The sequence below is a fragment of the Erythrobacter sp. BLCC-B19 genome (assembly GCF_028621955.1).
GTDB lineage: Bacteria > Pseudomonadota > Alphaproteobacteria > Sphingomonadales > Sphingomonadaceae > Erythrobacter.
Window position 1 is genome coordinate 979,323 of record NZ_CP117516.1, and the last position, 16,639, is coordinate 995,961.

Annotated in this window: 16 protein-coding genes; 7 read left to right on the top strand and 9 right to left on the bottom strand. The window is 66.3% G+C overall.

What is annotated here, in order from left to right:
• Nucleotides 1-3 precede the first annotated feature (3 nt).
• A complete protein-coding gene (locus PS060_RS04370; RefSeq protein ID WP_273985755.1) occupies nucleotides 4-438 on the top strand; it encodes an Imm39 family immunity protein in 435 nt (144 codons plus the stop codon).
• Here PS060_RS04370 and PS060_RS04375 read toward each other — a convergent pair.
• Together PS060_RS04375 and PS060_RS04380 are read right to left on the bottom strand one after the other, a co-directional pair.
• The gene (locus PS060_RS04375) at nucleotides 435-1,760 is read right to left on the bottom strand and encodes a homoserine dehydrogenase (RefSeq protein WP_273985756.1); all 1,326 of its coding nucleotides are present in this window, start codon (nucleotides 1,758-1,760) and stop codon (nucleotides 435-437) included. The two genes, PS060_RS04370 and PS060_RS04375, sit on opposite strands and share 4 nt — an antisense overlap.
• A gap of 72 nt (nucleotides 1,761-1,832) precedes the next feature.
• On the bottom strand, nucleotides 1,833-2,696 hold the full coding sequence (locus PS060_RS04380) for a hypothetical protein (protein WP_273985757.1): 864 nt from the start codon (nucleotides 2,694-2,696) through the stop codon (nucleotides 1,833-1,835).
• Nucleotides 2,697-3,092: 396 nt separating this feature from the next.
• Here PS060_RS04380 and PS060_RS04385 point away from each other — a divergent pair, with 396 nt between their 5' ends.
• The 6 genes from PS060_RS04385 to PS060_RS04410 all read left to right on the top strand — a co-directional run bounded on the left by PS060_RS04385 (nucleotide 3,093) and on the right by PS060_RS04410 (nucleotide 7,012).
• Nucleotides 3,093-3,770 carry an energy transducer TonB gene (locus PS060_RS04385; protein ID WP_273985759.1) on the top strand — a complete coding sequence of 226 codons (678 nt, stop codon included), beginning with the start codon at nucleotides 3,093-3,095 and terminating at the stop codon, nucleotides 3,768-3,770.
• 76 nt (nucleotides 3,771-3,846) lie between these two features.
• Nucleotides 3,847-4,629 (top strand): MotA/TolQ/ExbB proton channel family protein, encoded by a 783-nt coding sequence (locus PS060_RS04390; protein WP_273985760.1) that lies wholly within the window; start codon nucleotides 3,847-3,849, stop codon nucleotides 4,627-4,629.
• A gap of 125 nt (nucleotides 4,630-4,754) precedes the next feature.
• Nucleotides 4,755-5,285: an ExbD/TolR family protein gene (locus PS060_RS04395; RefSeq protein ID WP_273985761.1), complete on the top strand. Its 531-nt coding sequence runs from the start codon at nucleotides 4,755-4,757 to the stop codon at nucleotides 5,283-5,285.
• A gap of 24 nt (nucleotides 5,286-5,309) precedes the next feature.
• Nucleotides 5,310-5,741 (top strand): ExbD/TolR family protein, encoded by a 432-nt coding sequence (locus PS060_RS04400; protein WP_273985762.1) that lies wholly within the window; start codon nucleotides 5,310-5,312, stop codon nucleotides 5,739-5,741.
• 240 nt (nucleotides 5,742-5,981) lie between these two features.
• A complete protein-coding gene (locus tag PS060_RS04405; protein ID WP_273985763.1) occupies nucleotides 5,982-6,413 on the top strand; it encodes an ExbD/TolR family protein in 432 nt (143 codons plus the stop codon).
• Nucleotides 6,413-7,012, top strand: coding sequence for an ExbD/TolR family protein (locus PS060_RS04410; protein ID WP_273985764.1), 600 nt, complete (start codon nucleotides 6,413-6,415; stop codon nucleotides 7,010-7,012). The genes PS060_RS04405 and PS060_RS04410 overlap by 1 nt, the downstream gene beginning before the upstream one ends.
• On the opposite strand, the gene PS060_RS04415 is transcribed toward PS060_RS04410, so the two are convergent.
• The 7 genes from PS060_RS04415 to PS060_RS04445 form a co-directional block, all read right to left on the bottom strand.
• Nucleotides 7,009-9,477 carry a ligase-associated DNA damage response DEXH box helicase gene (locus PS060_RS04415; protein WP_273985765.1) on the bottom strand — a complete coding sequence of 823 codons (2,469 nt, stop codon included), beginning with the start codon at nucleotides 9,475-9,477 and terminating at the stop codon, nucleotides 7,009-7,011. The two genes, PS060_RS04410 and PS060_RS04415, sit on opposite strands and share 4 nt — an antisense overlap.
• A gap of 1 nt (nucleotide 9,478) precedes the next feature.
• Nucleotides 9,479-10,372, bottom strand: coding sequence for a DUF2059 domain-containing protein (locus PS060_RS04420; protein WP_273985767.1), 894 nt, complete (start codon nucleotides 10,370-10,372; stop codon nucleotides 9,479-9,481).
• 59 nt (nucleotides 10,373-10,431) lie between these two features.
• Nucleotides 10,432-12,072 (bottom strand): hypothetical protein, encoded by a 1,641-nt coding sequence (locus tag PS060_RS04425; RefSeq protein ID WP_273985770.1) that lies wholly within the window; start codon nucleotides 12,070-12,072, stop codon nucleotides 10,432-10,434.
• Nucleotides 12,069-13,775, bottom strand: a complete 1,707-nt coding sequence (locus PS060_RS04430; protein ID WP_273985773.1) for an Hsp70 family protein — start codon at nucleotides 13,773-13,775, stop codon at nucleotides 12,069-12,071. Before PS060_RS04430 ends, PS060_RS04425 begins: the two co-directional genes overlap by 4 nt.
• Before the next feature lie 49 nt (nucleotides 13,776-13,824).
• Nucleotides 13,825-15,240, bottom strand: coding sequence for a phosphoglucomutase/phosphomannomutase PgmG (pgmG, locus tag PS060_RS04435; RefSeq protein ID WP_273985774.1), 1,416 nt, complete (start codon nucleotides 15,238-15,240; stop codon nucleotides 13,825-13,827).
• A 157-nt stretch (nucleotides 15,241-15,397) separates the two neighbouring features.
• The gene (locus PS060_RS04440; protein WP_273985775.1) at nucleotides 15,398-15,715 is read right to left on the bottom strand and encodes a J domain-containing protein; all 318 of its coding nucleotides are present in this window, start codon (nucleotides 15,713-15,715) and stop codon (nucleotides 15,398-15,400) included.
• Nucleotides 15,715-16,581 (bottom strand): division plane positioning ATPase MipZ, encoded by an 867-nt coding sequence (locus PS060_RS04445; protein WP_443112414.1) that lies wholly within the window; start codon nucleotides 16,579-16,581, stop codon nucleotides 15,715-15,717. The genes PS060_RS04440 and PS060_RS04445 overlap by 1 nt, the downstream gene beginning before the upstream one ends.
• Between the last annotated feature and the right edge of the window lie 58 nt (nucleotides 16,582-16,639).

Genomic DNA, 16,639 nt, shown 5'->3' on the forward strand with positions numbered 1-16,639 from the left:
CTTATGCAGCCACCAGCCAAACCTCCTCATGACACCAAACTGGGCTTCACGGGTGTCGCGCTGACAACGGCACGCCTGCCAAAGACAACGTACGAGGCGTTTGCGGCTGTAAAGGCGGAGCTGGAGCCGATATTGGTCGCGTCAGGCTTTTTCAAGGATGCGCCGTTTTCCTGGATCACCCTTGCGATACGATACGGCCTCAGGAACGAGGAGAAGCCCCACTACGGTCGGATCTCCAAAAAGTATGGCGATCTACCCTTGTCGTTGGAAGTTGATGTCCATGAGATGCTCGGAGCGTCCTTGGATGAGTTGAAGGTTGTCATTCGCCGGGCATCGCTTCGTGCATTGATCCATGCTGGCGAGAAGTATCACCGCCCAATCAATGCGTTGCGCGACCTTGCTGACCAAGGCACTTTGCGTGGAAGCTCGCTTAACTAAAGCGGCAGGATCGGAAGCACCAGCGGATCGCCAGCGAGGCTTTCCGACCCCTCCAGCAGCGCCAGCGCCTTGGCGACGCAGCGTTCCGGGCCTTCGTGGGTGACCATCGCCACCATCACCTCGCCCCCGCTCTGCGATCGACCCTGCTGGATCAGGCTCTCGATCGACACGTCCCCGTCGCGCAGCGCGGCGGTGAGTTCGGCGAGCACGCCGGGGCGGTCTTTCACCATGAAGCGCAGATAGGTGCGTTCGGTCCGGTCACCCGGCTCGGCCGGCGGCAGCGCGGCGAGCTGGGCCGAGGGGATCGAGAAAGGCGCGCCCACTTCGTCGCGGGCGATGTCGATGAGGTCGGCGGCGACCGCGCTCGCCGTGGGGCCGTCGCCTGCGCCTGCGCCCTGGAACAGCAGGCGGCCGGAGAAATTGCCCTCGGCCACCACGGCGTTGGTGGGGCCATCGACGGCGCTCAAGGGGTGGCCCTTGGCGACGAGGCAGGGGCGCACGCGCTGGAGCAGGCGCGGGCCATCGGCGGCCTCCTCGACATCGGCCTCGCCGATCAGCCTGATGACAAAGCCCAGCGCATCGGCCTGGGCAATGTCGGCAGCGCGCACCTGCGTGATGCCCGTCACCCGCACGCTGGCGAAATCGACCTGCGTGCCGAAGCCGATCGCGGCGAGGATGGCGAGCTTGTGCGCCGCGTCCACGCCCTCGATGTCGAAGGCCGGATCAGCCTCCGCAAACCCGAGGCGTTGGGCTTCGGCCAGCACGGCGGCGAAGTCCGCGCCGGTCGCTTCCATCTCGGACAGGATGTAATTGCAGGTGCCGTTGAGGATGCCGTAGACCTTGGTGAGCGCGTTGGCCGAGGTGCCTTCGCGCAGGCCCTTGATGACCGGGATCCCGCCCGCGACCGCCGCCTCGAACTTCAGCGCGGCATTGTTCGCCTCTGCCAGCTGGGCAAGCTCCAGCCCGTGATGCGCGATCATCGCCTTGTTGGCGGTGACCAGCCCCTTGCCCGCCCCGAGCGCCGCGCGCGAGCAGGCGAGCGCCGGGCCATCCGACCCGCCGACCAGCTCGACCACCACGTCAACGTCATCGCGCCGGGCGAGCGCGGTCATGTCGTCTTCCCAGGCGAAGCGGGCGATGTCGACGCCGCGATCCTTGCCCCGCTCGCGCGCGCTGACCGCGACCACCTCGATCGGGCGCCCGGCGCGCGCGGCGATCAGCTTCGCGTTGGTATCGAGCAGCCGGATCACGCCTGCGCCGACGGTGCCGAGCCCGGCAATGGCAATGCGCAGCGGTGCGGCGGCGGTGTTGGCGGTAGTCAAGCGGCCCTCCATCAATGACGGGGACAGGCGCTTAACCGTGCCGGGCCTGCGGTCAAGCGTGGATACGTCTTCCTAGCCCTGCGTGATCCGCCGCTCGCAAGCACCGAGTGCCGCGCGCACGAAGGCATAATCGCCCGCCGCCAACCGCCGCTCGTCGGACTCGCGGGCAAGGTTGGCGCTGCTCGGCAGCTGATCGGGCAGCGAACAGGCGAGGCGATACCAGCGCAATGTCTCAGGGCTTGGCGCGCGTGCGGACGAATCGATGATCTCGCCCCACGACACGCCCCACTGCGGTGCCTGCCCCGGACGGCGCAGGATCGTGATGGCGACCGGTGCGCGAGTTTCGGTGGCGAGGAAGATCTGCGTCTCCGATTCGCCTACCAGCGTGCCCGGCACCGCCAGCGCGTCGCTGATCCCGGTGATCCGGGGCGGCACGTCGGGCCCGTAAAGCTCGGTCAGGATCGGGCGCAGCCGGGCCTCGAGCGCGGGGGAATAGTCGAGCTGGCCCTGCTTCGAGACCAGCTGCACCGATCCCGCCCGGCCCGGCACGGCGCGCGCGAACAGCAGAAACTCCCGCTTTTTCAGCTTCGGCACCTTGCCCTTGGCGTCCAGCGGAACGTCGACGACATAGTTGAGCGCGCCCCCGATGCTGCTGCGTCCGGCGATCAGCGCCACGGTCTGCGCCTCGACATAAAGCCGCGCGAATCCCGGTGCGAGGCCCGGCGCGCGCTCGGGCTTGAGAGCCGTAGCGGCGCGAATCTGCACCCGGATCACCAGCTCGGAAGCCTCCGAAAGGGTCGCCAGATCGGCATAGGTCGGCCCGTTTTCGGACACCGCGGGCGCGGCCGGAAGGGTCTGCGCCTGCCCTGCAACGGGCACCCAGATCAGCCCTGCCACCGCTGTCATGGAAAGCTTCAGAGGATTGAAAAACGGCATTAATTCATCCTTAACCTGTGGCCCTGCCGGTGCCTGCGAACGGCGCCCGAACGATGCTCCCCTATCATGTCTTATTGCACATCGCTCGCAGTGAATTGGCGCTGAACCGCAAAAGCGTTTGATCGACTAGGGGTTGCCCGTTAAAGCCCGCAGTGCTGATTGCGCGGGACTGGGGACATTGCCGCTCAGACAGTTCAGGTTGCGTATAGGGTCCCTAAGCCCTGTATGTGCCAGCCGGGGAGAGTTCGGGCTTTGCGTTTATTGCGCAGGCCGCCCTGCTTCTCATCCGGCGTGGGAGGACCGAAATGACCGGGATCCGCTCGCCGACCGCAAGGCCGGCTGGGTGGGGAGTGTGCCGATCGCATGATCGGCGAGTATTTGGAGAGAAAGCGCTGGATGTCCTACGCTAGCCAAGCCCAGGCCGGGAACAAGACGACCTCAATCGTGATGGTGGCGCTGATCCACATCGCGGTCGGGTATCTGCTTGTGACCGGACTTGCCATTGACGCTGTGAAGCAGATTGCCGAGCGCGTCACCACCGTCGAAGTCAAGGAAGAAGAGCCGCCGCCACCGGACGAGCCGCCGCCGCCGCCGGAAGACACCCCCGAACCGACTTCGCCGCCGCCGCCCAACGCGCCGCCGATGCCGTTCGATCTGCCGACCAACAACCAGGCAGAAACCACGCGTGATCCCACGCCGGTTGCCCCCGTCGATCCGCGGCCGAGCACGCCGCAGCCGGCTCCCGTGGGCCCGCCGACCCAGCCCAAGCCGCCGTCCAAGGCGCGTGGGGTGAAGACCAAGGGTGAACGTGGCTGGGCCGCGCGCATTCAGGAAGACTATCCGCGTCGTGCTGCGCAGGAAGAGATCGAGGGCACCGTCGGTGTGCGCGTCACTGTGACCGCTGAAGGCCGCGCCACCAATTGTTCGGTCAGCTCGTCGAGCGGTTCGGACATTCTCGACAGCGCTGCCTGCAAGGCGGTGGAACGCTACGCCCGGTTTGAGCCTGCGCTCAATGATGCGGGCGAACCGATCAGCGCCAGCTGGTCGACCCGCATTACCTACAAGCTGAACTGACGGATCAATCGCGCGGGCGGCCCCGACATTCGGGCCGCCGGCCACCCAGACAATTCTTTCAAGAGGACTTTTCGCAATGAACCTTTACCTTCTCGCCGCCGGCGCCGCCGCCGAAGCAGCCCCCGAAAGCAAGTTCGGCTTCGTGCAAGCCATGAAGGAAGGCGGCCCGGTCGCCTGGTCGATCCTTGCCATCATGGTGATCATGTCGGTCGGCTCGTTCTACATCATGTTCACCAAGCTGTTCGAACAGAACAAGGTGATGAAGCAGTACAAGACTGTCGAGACCGCCTTCTGGCGCGCGCCGAGCCTCAAGGAAGGCGCGACCAAGCTCGAGAAGAACAGCGCATGGCGCCAGCTGGCCGACGACGCCGTCAAGGCCCAGGAAGACCACGGCAAGATGACCGACAGCCTCGAATCGCATGACTACATGCACGGTTCGCTCCAGCGTTCGGAAGATTCGATCAACGCCGTTCTGGCCGGTGGTCTGCCCTTCCTCGCCACCGTCGGTGCGACCGCGCCGTTCGTGGGTCTGCTCGGCACCGTGATCGGGATCTACCGCGCGCTGATCAACATCGGCATCGCCGGCAACGCCTCGATCGACAAGGTCGCCGGCCCGGTCGGTGAAGCGCTGATCATGACCGCGATCGGTCTGCTCGTCGCTGTGCCTGCGGTGTTCGCGTTCAACTGGCTGCAGGGCCGCAACCGCAAGATCGCGGCGCTGCTGAGCACCTTCTCGACCGACCTGCTCGCCTACATGAACTCGAACGGCGCGGTGAAGCCGGCTGTGACGGCGGCTCCGGCCCCGGCGGCCAAGCCGGCTGCCAAGCCCGCTGCCAACCCGACGCTCAACAAGTCCTGATCGTCATTGCCTTTGCTCGGCGGGAGCTGGCTTCGGCCTCTCCCGCCGCTGCCCCGGTCACAGCGCACCGCGCCGCCGCCGGGAAGGCTCATCAAGTCAATGTTTTGACAGGCTAGGAATTCACAATGGCGATTTCTACGGGAGGCGGGGCCGATACCCCCATGTCCGACATCAACACCACGCCGCTGGTGGACGTGATGCTGGTGCTCCTGATCATCTTCCTCATCGCGGTTCCCGTGGCGATCCAGACGATCGAGAAGCTGGAGATCCCGGTCTTCGAATCGGTCGAATCGAAGACCAAGGTGGAAAACCTGCTGCTCACGGTCAGCACCACCGACGATGCCGGCCGCGCAGCCGGGGAACCGGGCTTTGCCGGCGCCTCGCGCAACGGCGAATGCCGGGTTTACTTCAACAACATCACTCCGGTGACCTCGGCCGAGCTGGAAAAGCAGGCGTTCGAGCGGCTTGACGCGATCGTCAAGCGCGCAGGCGGGGCCGAGAACCTGATGAAGAACCCCGAGGACATTCCCCAGGTTCACATCCGTGGCGACGTCAACGCGCCCTGGAAGTGCGTTGCGGGCACGATCTACAACATCCAGCGCGCTGGCTATCCGGTGGTCGGGTTCATTTCGAACCCGGTCGATCCGGGCGCCTGACGCGGCCACTAGGGAGTAACTGACATGGGTATGTCTGGAGGCAAGCTCGACGGCGAGCCGATGATGGACATGAACATGACGCCGCTGATCGACGTTCTGCTCGTTCTGCTCATCATGTTCATCATCACCATCCCGGTGGCGACCCACTCGGTCGACATCGATCTGCCGACCCCGTCGCCGATCAACAATCCGCCGCCGATCGATCCGGTCAAGAACAAGGTCGTGCTCACCATGAACGAGCAGATCCTGTGGAACGGCACGGTCGTCGATGAAGGTCAGCTGATGACCATCCTCGAACAGACCAAGGCGATGGCGGTTGAGCCGGAGCTGCAGTTCGAACCGGAACCGCTCGCAAGCTATGACCTGTCGGCCCGCGTGCTGCAGATCATCAAGGGCTCGGGCGTGACCAAGTTCGGTTTTGTCGGCAACGACCGCTACCGCGACTTCGGCAAGTAAGCCGCGCCGTCACGCGGTGGCCCGCCTTGTCGGGTTTTGCACCGCTGCTGTACGGTTTTGCACAGAGACAAGGGGCGCTGCGAGTGATCGCGGCGCCCCTTTTTCATGGGCGCCGCGGCGCGCTGTTCGGTTGCTGTCCTGATACCGGTACGCATTAGGCAACTGCTTGGTTTTGCGATAAACTCCATCCAGCAGCACGGCCGCCCCCTGCCGCCGATGCTGCAATGAGGAGAGCGCCCCATGCCGCACACCGTGTCCCGCCCCAACCTCTACGGCCCCCGCCCCCGCCCGATGGGCGACATGAACGTCACCCCCTTCATCGACGTGTTGCTGGTGCTGCTGATCATGCTGATCCTCGCCATCCCCGCCCCGGTCAATGTCACCCCGGTCGACCTGCCCAAGGGCGAAGCGAGGCTCCCGGTGCTGGAGAGCAATACCGTCACCATCGACGCCGACGACCGCCTGTCATGGAACGGAACTGCCGTCTCGGCCAAGGATCTGCGCGCCCAGATCGCCGCCGCCAGCGCGCGCGCCGATCAGCCCGTGCTGCGCTTCGATCCCGATGCCCTCGCCAGTTACGATGTGGCCGCGCGCACCATCGCCCTGATCCGCGAGGAGGGGGCGGAAAGCTTCACCTTCGTCGGCAACGACCGCTTCCGGAACCTCGACTGATGCCCCACCCGGCGATGCGCCGCAGCCCCGCACCGCGGCGCTTCGACCACGGCCAACCGATCCGCGGCATCGACACGCGCCCGATGCTGTTCGTCGCGCTGTTCATCGCGGTGGTGTTCCTGCTCGCCGCAAGCCAGGTCCCCACACACGCGCTGCTGGTGGATCTGCGCCCCCCGCCCGCCAATCTGCCAGACGAGGCCGATCCGCCAATCGTGCTACGCATAAGGGTCACCCCTGAGGATGCCATCTTGTTCAACGGCGTGGCGGTGGATTCCGGGCAATTGGAGGTGCTGCTCAATCACGCCAGCACACTCGAACCGCGCGCGCTGCTGGCCTTCGAACCCGATGGGAACGCCTCCTATAATCTCTCTGTCCATACGCTCGCATTGATCCAGCGAGCGGGCATGATCGACCAATGGTTCTGCATGGACGGGATGAGGCAGCACAAGGACTTCGGCAAGAGCTACGGCCATCCCATGCCCTTGCTGTTCAGCCTGCGGTTGGAGGGCCGGCCCCAGTTCGATGTTCCGGGGGCCGAGGCGATGCTGCCGAAAACCGATACCGACTGCATCCCCGCACCGCTCCACCAGCCGCGCTAATCCCCCTCGAGCGGTGCATCCGGGCGCATCGCGGCGGCGATCAGCCCTTCGGCTTCGAGCAGCAATTCGTCATCCACCGCCCCCTGCGGCACCGCCTCGCGCCCGATCATGGTCATCACCGGCACCGCGAGCGGGGAGACCCGCTCCAGCTCGACATGGACCAACTCGCGCTCCGAGCGCTCAAGCAGGTCAGCCAAGCGCCCCACATCCGTCATCCGCGCCCGCGCATCGGCCCAGGCGGCTTCGATCAACACGTGATCGGGCTCGTATTTCCGCAGCACATCATAGATCAGATCGGTCGAGAAGGTGACCTGCTTGCCGGTCTTCTTCTGCCCCGGATGCTGACGCTCGACGAGGCCGGAGATCACCGCGACCTCACGGAAGGCGCGGCGCAACAGGTGGCTTTCGGTGACCCATTCGGTGAACTCGTGGGTCAGAATGTCAGGCGAGAGCAGCGGCGCGGGGTCGGTGACGGGCTTCAATCCCCACACCGCAAGGCAATAGTCGTTCGCCACGAAGCCGCCGGGGAGCAATCCGCGATCCTCCATCCGCCGGGTGATGAGCATCCCGAGGCTCTGGTTCGCGTTCCAGCCCTCGAAGGTGTAGTAGCAAGTGTATTGCTTGCCCCCGTGCGGGAAGCTTTCGACCAGCAGCTCGCCCGGCGCAGGCAGGCGCGAGCGGTAGTCCTGCATCTCCAGCCATTCGCGCACATCATCGGGAAAGCGCGCCCACCCCGCCCGGTCGGAGAGCATCGCCTGCACCCGCGTGGACAGGTGGGTGGTGAGCGGCAGCCGCAACCCGCCATAGCTGGGGATCGTCGCGCTCTTCTTCGCGGCGCGGACGGTCACATCCATGTCCTTCACACCCTCGACCTCAAGGCTCATGCCAGCGAAGAAGAAGGTGTCGCCCGGGGAGAGTTGCGCGGCGAAGCGTTCTTCGACCTTGCCGAGGCTGCGGCCGTTCTTGAACCGCACATTGAGCATCTCGCTATCGACGATGATCCCGGCATTCATCCGGTGGCGCTGCGCCTGATTGGGGTGCGCGAGTCGCCACACGCCGTCCTTGCCCCGCACGATCCGCTGGAACCGGTCATAGGCCTTGAGCGCATAGCCACCGTTGGAGACGAACCCCAGCACGCGCTGGAAGGTCGCCGCGTCCACCCAGCTATAGGCCAGCGCAGACCGCACCTCCGCCAAAAGCACATCCTCATGGAACGGCCCCGCGCAGGCGCAAGCCATCACGTGCTGGGCGAGCACATCGAGGCTGCCGGGGCGGAACGCCTCGCCATCGCGCTGGCCTTGGTCGACCGCTTCCTTTGCCGCCATGGCTTCGAGGAATTCGAAGCGGTTGCCCGGCACCAGCACCGCGCGGCTCGGCACATCGAGCCGGTGCCCCGCGCGCCCGATCCGCTGGAGCAGGCGCGATGACCCCTTGGGCGCGCCCATCTGCACCACCAGATCAATGTCGCCCCAGTCGATCCCGAGATCGAGGCTGGCGGTGCACACCAGCGCGCGCAAGTCCCCCCGCGCCATCGCCTCCTCGACCTTGCGCCGCGCCTCGGTGCTCAGCGAGCCGTGGTGGATGCCGATGGGGAGGTGATCCTCGTTCGCCTCCCACAGGCACTGGAAGATGAATTCGGCGAGGAAGCGCGTGTTGGTGAAGACCAGCGTGGTGCGATTGGCCTTGATCGCCTCGTAAAGCTGCGGAACGGCCCAGCGCCCGGCATGGCCGCCCCAAGGGACGCGCTCTTCCTGCGGGAGCAGAATCTCGACCTCGGGATCCGCGCCCTCCTCGCCTAGCACCAGCGCCGCCGCCGCGATCTCGCCGTCTGCGCCGGACTGGGGTGCGAGCCATTCCTGGAAGTCGCGCGGGTTGGCCAAAGTGGCTGACAGTGCCACCCGCTGGGCCTGAGGCGCGAGCGCGTGAAGCCGCGCGAGGCTCAGCGCCAGCAGATCACCGCGCTTGTCGGTGGCAAAGGCGTGAACCTCGTCGATCACGACCCGCTTCAAACCGCCAAACAGCTCGGCGCTTTCGGGGTAGGAGAGCAGCAGCGAGAGGCTCTCGGGCGTGGTCAGCAGGATGTGCGGGGGGCGCTCGCGCTGGCGTTTCTTGCGATCCGAAGGTGTGTCGCCACTGCGGGTCTCGACCTTGATGGGCAGGCCGATCTCTTCGATGGGCGTCAGCAGGTTGCGCTTCACGTCCTGCGCCAGCGCCTTCAATGGCGAGACGTAGAGCGTGTGCAGCCCGTCATGCGGCGGCGTGTCGCCCGCAAAGTCGCACAGGGTCGGCAGGAAGCCCGCGAGCGTCTTGCCCGCCCCGGTATCAGCCACCAGCAGCGCATGGCGGCCCGCGCGTGCCTCGGCGAGCATATCGAGCTGATGGCGGCGCACGCGCCACCCCCGCGCGGAAAACCACGCGGCGATGGCAGGCGGCAGCGGAGGAGCGGCGGCCTCGGCGGCGGTCACATCAGTCGATTTGCGGCGGCTCGGGCGCCATCACCGGGGAGGTCGAGACGATACTGCTCTCGATCTCCTCGACGCTCATGCCGGTCAGCTTTGCGACCTTGGCCTTGTCGGCCTTGCTCAGATCAGAAAAGCTGCGCGCCGCGGGCAGGTTCGCGGTGCGCTCGGTGATGCGCGATTCCATCTGGCCGATCATTGAAAACAGCGCGGGCATGGCCTCCATGCTGGCGGCCATCAGGCGCGGGTCGCTCGCCATCGAGAGGGATTCGCGCGCATACTTGCTTCCCGCTTCGGTCGTGAAGAAGGTGTCGATCGCGGCAAGTTCGGTCTCGGAGAAGCGGATCGCGTAAAGCTCGGCCATGGCGCGGCGCATCGGCGGCTCCATCACGTCCATGACCTCGCCCAGCAGTTCGGGGATCATCGCCTTGGTGGCAGCCTCACGCTCCTGCCACGCCGGATCGAGCAGGGCGAGCGCCTCGGCTGCCTGTTCATCGGAGAGCGGCTCCACATCGAACGGCGACAGCGACAAGGCGCGGGCGAGCGCAGGCTTGGGGCCGGAGGGCATATCCCCCAGCCCGCCAAGTCCGCCCAGCCCGTCGAACATCCCGCTGGTCAGCTCGGCCATCGCGCCCTTGGGCATGATCCGGTCGATCAGCTTTTCGGCAGCAGGAAGGCGTGCCTGCTGTTCGGCGGTGAGCGGTTCGGCCTTCGCCATCCCGCCCATCATCCCGGCGAGCGCGGCCATTGCCTGCTCGTCGTCCGAAAGCTGCTCGCCGTCATCGGTTGCAGGTTCGGCTTCGATCATCGGCACGGTTTCGTCCTGCGCCGCAAGGGTGGCAGGGGCCGCCAGCAGCGACAGAGCCGAACCGGCGGCAAGCATCAGGCGCAGGGATTTCATGCGATTCTCTCCATTTCGATGGAGCCTAAGTGCCCCAGCATCGGCCCTCTGGATAGGGGTTAAAGCGATTGCAGCAGTTCCTTCGATACCCGCCCCGGCGCCTTGAGCGTCGCCTCGATCAGCGCGGTTTCGGCCTTGCAGCGATCGGGGTGATCGGGCTTGGTCAGGGCAGCGACCAGCCGCTCCTCGGGCAGGCCGCTGCCCTTGATGGTCTGGTCCACCAGCCAGCCCGGGATCGAATAGCGGATTTGCCTGCCCTCTGGCTTGTGGTTCAGCACCTTGGCTTCGAGCAATTGCTTGAGCAGCGCCTGTTCCCTCCCGCGCTGCTTCTCGTCGAGCTTCAAGGGCAAGCTCGCGAAGTCGGCGGCCATGATGTTGCGGCAGACATCGGGCGACTGGGCGAGCGCGGCGCGCATCCAGCTACCGCGCAGGTCGGCGCGCACCACCAGCTCGTCATACTCGGCCACCTCGGCCGAAGCCGCCGCACGGAACCGCACGAAGGCGAGCGCGGCATCGGTGTTGCTGCCCTGCCCGACGGCGAGCTTCCACTGATCGACAAACACCGGATCGGCCTTGCGCACGGTAGCCAGATCGGTGCCGGGGCCGAACACTTCAGCCGCCGCGATGCTCAACTGGGCCTCGATCAGCGCCTGCGAGACTTCTTCGCTCGAAGGTGCCGAACCGTCGCTGTCGTCGCTGGCAAGATTGCCCGCCAGCCGCACCAGTGCCGATCCGACCAGCACCAGGATGAAAATCCACCGCACCACGCTCGGCCCGGTGCCGCCCGGTGTCCCGTCCAGCGCCCCGCCCTTGTCCCACGAGGCGACCCGTTCGGGATCGAGGTGGCTTTCCAGTTCGGGATAGCGCTGGCGGATGCCGGTCAGCAGCTTGTCGACCTCCAGCCGCTTGACCTTGAGCCGGTCGAAGAACCCCGCCCGCCCGGGGCGCGAGAGTTCCGTCCACGCCTTGTGCAGCGGGTGTTCGGGCTTCTGCACATTCTCGTGGAAGCGCATCCCCTTCAATCGCTGGTTGAGGAACATCAGCGCCGGGCGTTCCTCCAGCGCGCCAGCCTCGCCCAGCCAGCCGAAGGCGGCGTTGGCAGGCTCGACGAAGGGGGCCGAGCGCGGCCAGGTGCGCGCGAAGACTTCGGCCAGCCCGTCATCAAGCGCATCATTTTCGGCCAGATCGGCGACCTCGGCCCGCGCGATCAGCACATCGAGCGCGGCAAGGCCTTCCTCCAGCTCGGCATGAGTGACGGCCTCGTCGCTGTTGGCGCCATCGGGATAGAGCACATCGAGCAGCGTGTTCCACGCCGCGCGGGCGCGCCGCTGGTCTTCGGTCAGCTCCGGCTGGGGCGCGGAGCCGAAATCCGGGTCGGCCTCGCCGGGACGCTGGATGCCGGGCGCGATGTCCCATGCGCCGCCATCATCCAGCCAGTCGTCATCGGGATCATCGTCAAGCGCGCCGAGGCCGTAGAGCTCGCCCTCATCCTCGTCCTCGTCCGTTTCCTCCGCGTCCTCGCGCACGCCCTGCGCCGCCAGCCACAAGGCAGAATCGCGCGCGCGGCGCAGTTCGGCATAGCCGGCGATATCCTCGTCGACATTGGTCGCGCGCAGGATGTCGGCATAGGCCTTGCGGATCGCCCCCGCATCGCTGGTGGGATCGATCCCGAGCCGGCTCCACGGAAAAGGCCGGCTCATAGCGGCGGATTGGCCTCGATCTGGTCAAGCAGCCCGCCCAGCGCGTCGCGCGCGTCGGCGATGATGCGCGGGTCCTGCTTGTCGAGCGCGCCCTGAAACTCGGTGAGCGCCTGCCCGATATAATCGCGCACCGGGCCGGTGAAGCCTTCATAGGCGCGTTCGGCGCGCGCCAGCATGGCGACATTCTCCGCTTCATCGCGCGGATGCACCTTCAGCTTGTCCAGCGCCTTGCGCCGCGCCTCGATGTCCTTCTGGCTGCGGCGGTCATCCTCGTCGACGATCACCAGATTGCGCTTGAGCCCGGTCACGGGCACCTCGACATCCACCTCCAGCAGCCCGCTGGTATCATAGGTGAAGCGCACATCGACCCCCACCTCGCCTGCCGGGCGCGGGGGGACGGGAACCTCAAGTTCGCCCAGCTTGACGTTCTTCTTCACGTCACGCGCTTCGCCCTGATAGATCGCGAACAGCACCTTGCGCTGGTTGTCGCCGAGCGTGAAGAACCGCTCGATCCGGCTCACCGGCACGGGGGTGTTGCGCTCGATGATCGGGGCGAAGATGTCGTCGTGAAACCGGCCATGCGCATCGCGGGTGGCGGTGTTGACCCCGAGCGTGAAGGGCGCAACGTCGGTGATGCGGATTTCCTCCAGCCCATCCCCGCCCGACAAGAGCCCCGCCTGAATGGCCGCGCCCAGCGCGACGGCATGATCGGGGTGGACGGTGGAATTGGGGAAGCGCCCGAACATCCGGGTCAGCGCCTTCCTCACCACCGGCATCCGCGTCGCCCCGCCGACCAGCACGATGTCCGACAGGCTCTTCACATCGATATGGCAGTCCCGCAGCGCGCGGATCACCGGATCGCGCAGGCGCTTGACGAGGCCGGCGGCGGCCTCCTCGAAGGCTTCGGTGGTGACCCTTGCGGTGACCGGCGTGCCATCGGCAACCACGTTGAAGTCGGCGGCTTCGGAGGTGGTGAGCGCGCGCCGCGTGCGTTCGGCGGCGAGGTTGAGCAGCGCGCGGCGGCGGTCTGCCGGGATGCGATCCAGAGCGCCGGGGTTGTCGAGCAGCGGCTCGACCAGCTTCACCAGCGCCTCGTCGAAATCATCGCCGCCCAGCCGGTTGTCCCCCGCCGAGGCGCGCACTTCGACGATGCCTTCGAACATCTCGACAATCGAGACGTCGAAGGTGCCCCCGCCAAGGTCGAACACCAGAAACGGCTCGCGGTCACCCCGGTCGGCAAGGCCGAAGGCGAGCGCGGCGGCCGTGGGTTCATTGATGAGGCGCTTGACCTCAAGCCCGGCGATCTCGCCCGCGCGGCGGGTGGCGCGGCGCTGGCGTTCGTTGAAATAGGCAGGGACAGTGATGACTGCCGCTGTGGGCCGCTCGCCCATCGCCGCTTCGACATCGTCGGCCAGCGAGCGCAGCACCATCGCCGAGAGGTCTTCGGGGCTGAGGGTCGTCCCCGCCAGCGTGACGGTGGAGGCGGTGCCCATCATCCGCTTGAAGCTGGTGACGGTGTCCGCCGGATGGGTCGCCATGCGGTCTAGCGCGGCTTCTCCCACCCAGCTCTGCCCGCCCTTGGCAAGGCTGACCGCCGAGGGGGTGAGCTCCTTGCCCAGCGCATTGGGCACCAGCTGCGGCGCACCATCCTTCCACACCGCGACCGCGCTGTTGGTGGTGCCAAGATCAATCCCTACGAGCATGGCGGTTGTCATAGCCGACCGCCCGCGTCAGGCAATTGGAATTGCAGGGCTAGTGGCCGACGCTCTCGCCCCGTTCGAGGCCTGATGCGGCAAGCTGCGCGTCGATCTGCGCGAGCAGCCGGTCGAGCCCCGCCTGCGTGTCGCTTTCCGCCCGGGCCACCAGCACGTCCTGCGTGTTGGACGCGCGCAGCAGCCACCAGCCGTCCTTCGTGTTCACCCGCACGCCATCGGTGGTGTTGACGCTTTCAACCTCCGGCCCCGGCGCCGTGGCAAGCCGCTCGGCGATTTCGGCCATCGCGGCGAATTTGCGCGCCTCATCGACCTGAAAGCGCAGTTCGGGGGTGTTGAGCATCGGCGGGATCGCGGAGCGCAGTTCGGTCACCGATTTGCCGAGTCGCGCCGCCGCCGCCAGCAGGCGCACCCCAGCATAGAGCGCATCGTCATAGCCGTAATATTCGTCCGCAAAGAACACATGGCCGCTCATCTCGCCCGCCAATGGCGCACCAGTTTCCTTCATTTTGGATTTGATCAGCGAGTGGCCGGTCTTCCACATCAGCGGCTCGCCGCCGAGTTCGGCCACGCGGTCGAACAGCGCCCGGCTGGCCTTCACATCGGCGATAATCGTCGCATTCGGACGGTTTTTGAGCAGATCCTCGGCATAGATCATCAGCAGCTGATCGCCCCAGATCACCCGGCCCGTGCCGTCGATCGCCCCGATCCGGTCGCCATCCCCGTCGAAAGCCACTCCGAAATCGAGGTTCTTTGCCGCGACGAGCGCACGCAGATCGGTCAGATTGGCTTCCACAGTCGGATCAGGATGGTGGTTTGGAAAATGTCCATCAACATCAGTAAACAGCAGATGATGTTCTCCCGGCAGCCGGGCCGCCAGCGCTTCGAGCGCGGGGCCAGCCGCGCCGTTGCCCGCATCCCAGCCGACGCGGATCTTCTCCAGCGCCTCGGGATCGATCCCGGCCAGCCCATCGAGCAGACGCTCGACATACTCGCCGAGGATGTCGCGCGTGGTGACGCTGCCCATGCCGCTGGCGAACGCGCCGTCTGCTGCCAGTTTCCCGAGCTTCTGGATATCGGCGCCGAAGAACGGCCGGCCAAGAAATACCATCTTGAAGCCATTGTAATTGGGGGGATTGTGGCTGCCAGTTATCTGAATGCCGCCATCCACCTGTTCGGCTGAGGCTTCGGCGTAATAGAGCATCGGCGTCGCCGCGAGGCCGATCCGCACGACATCGCAACCGCTCGCCGTCAGCCCCTCGACCAGCGCGTGTTCGAGCATGGGCGAACTCACGCGCCCGTCGTAACCCACCGCAACGGTCTTCCCGCCCGCCTCGCGCAGCAGCGTGCCAAACGCCCGGCCGATCGCCCGCGCATCATCGGCGCCTAGGGTTTCGCCAATGATCCCGCGAATGTCGTATTCGCGCAGCACGGTCGGGTGGAAATGATGTTGCATGGTGGGCGATGCTCCTCTTTGCCTCAGGCTGGCTACCCGACGGGCGGCAGGATCGTGCCGATGTTCGCATCCATAACGGATTGAACCTCCCGGCTATTCCCACCATTCCCGGCCCGGATCGTCAGACCCCCAGGATGCCCTTGTGTCAATTGCGGGGTTACCGCAGGCCATCATCATCCGAAGTCGGCAGCGGTGCGCCCGGCAGTTCGGCCAGCAGCAGATCGCGCGCCGCATTGGCTTCCTGCATCGCGGCCGTGGTGCCGCCCTTGTCGGGATGGACCAGCGTCACCAGCCGGCGATGGGCAGCGATAATCTCGTCCCGCCCCGCCCCGGCCTCGACCCCGAGCAGCTTGCGCGCGCGGAAGATCGCCTGGCTGCGGGTCGGCGTGGGTCGCAGGAAATCCCACGGCCATTTGCCGGTCGCCCAGCGGCAGAAGAAGCACGCCACCGCAATCAGGATCACCGCGCGCAGCATCAGGCCAACTCCAGCTCCCCTTGTTCACGATCGAAGGCCGGCAGGCTCAAGGCCTTCACCAGCGCGCGCAACTCCTGCCGCGCGACGAGGTGGCTGGTGCCAAGATCGCCGAGGTGCCCCTTGTCGAGCAAGGTCAGCCCGCTCGGGAACAGCTCGCGATAGATCACGCGCTCCGACAGGCCTTGCGTCACCCGGAAACCGACGCGCTTGGCCATCTCGTTCAGCGCCTTGTGCAGACGCGCCTGGTTGCGCGCCTCGACGTGGCCGGTGCGGTTGCGCACCACGATCCAGTCCATCTCGGGCCGCTGCTGCTCGATCGTCATCCGGCTGCGCTTCATCCGCGCCTCCCAGATCAACTCGGCAAAGAACGAAAGCTTGCGCACCTTGAAGGTCTCGGCATCGACCTGCCCGATCAGGTCGAAATCGACGAAGCTGTCGTTCATCGGGGTCACCAGCGTATCGGCGTGTTCGACCGCGATCCGCGCGAAGGGATCATCGCGCCCCGGATTGTCGACGATGAGGAAATCGCACGAGGCTTCCATCCGCCGGATCATCGCGATCAGATCGCCGGTGGTCTCCCCGCGAAACACCTCGCACGCCGGGGTCGGCAGCGTGAGGCCGCGCTTTTCGAGCGTCGCGAGCCGGTTCTCGATGTAGCGATGCGTGGTGCGCTGGCGCGGATCGAGGTCGATCGCGGCCACCCGCGCGCCCAGATAGGACAGCGCCACCGCCACGTGCACCGCCGTGGTCGACTTGCCGGTGCCGCCCTTTTCATTGGCAAAGACGATGCGATGCGCCTGCCCCTTGCGCAGGCGACGCCCGGCGAGCACGGGTTCGGCAGGCTGGACGCTCGATGCAGGCGGCATTGCAGTCACGGGGGCTCTCTGGCAGCGGATCGGCTTGAATTGGGACAGGAAGCGCCGC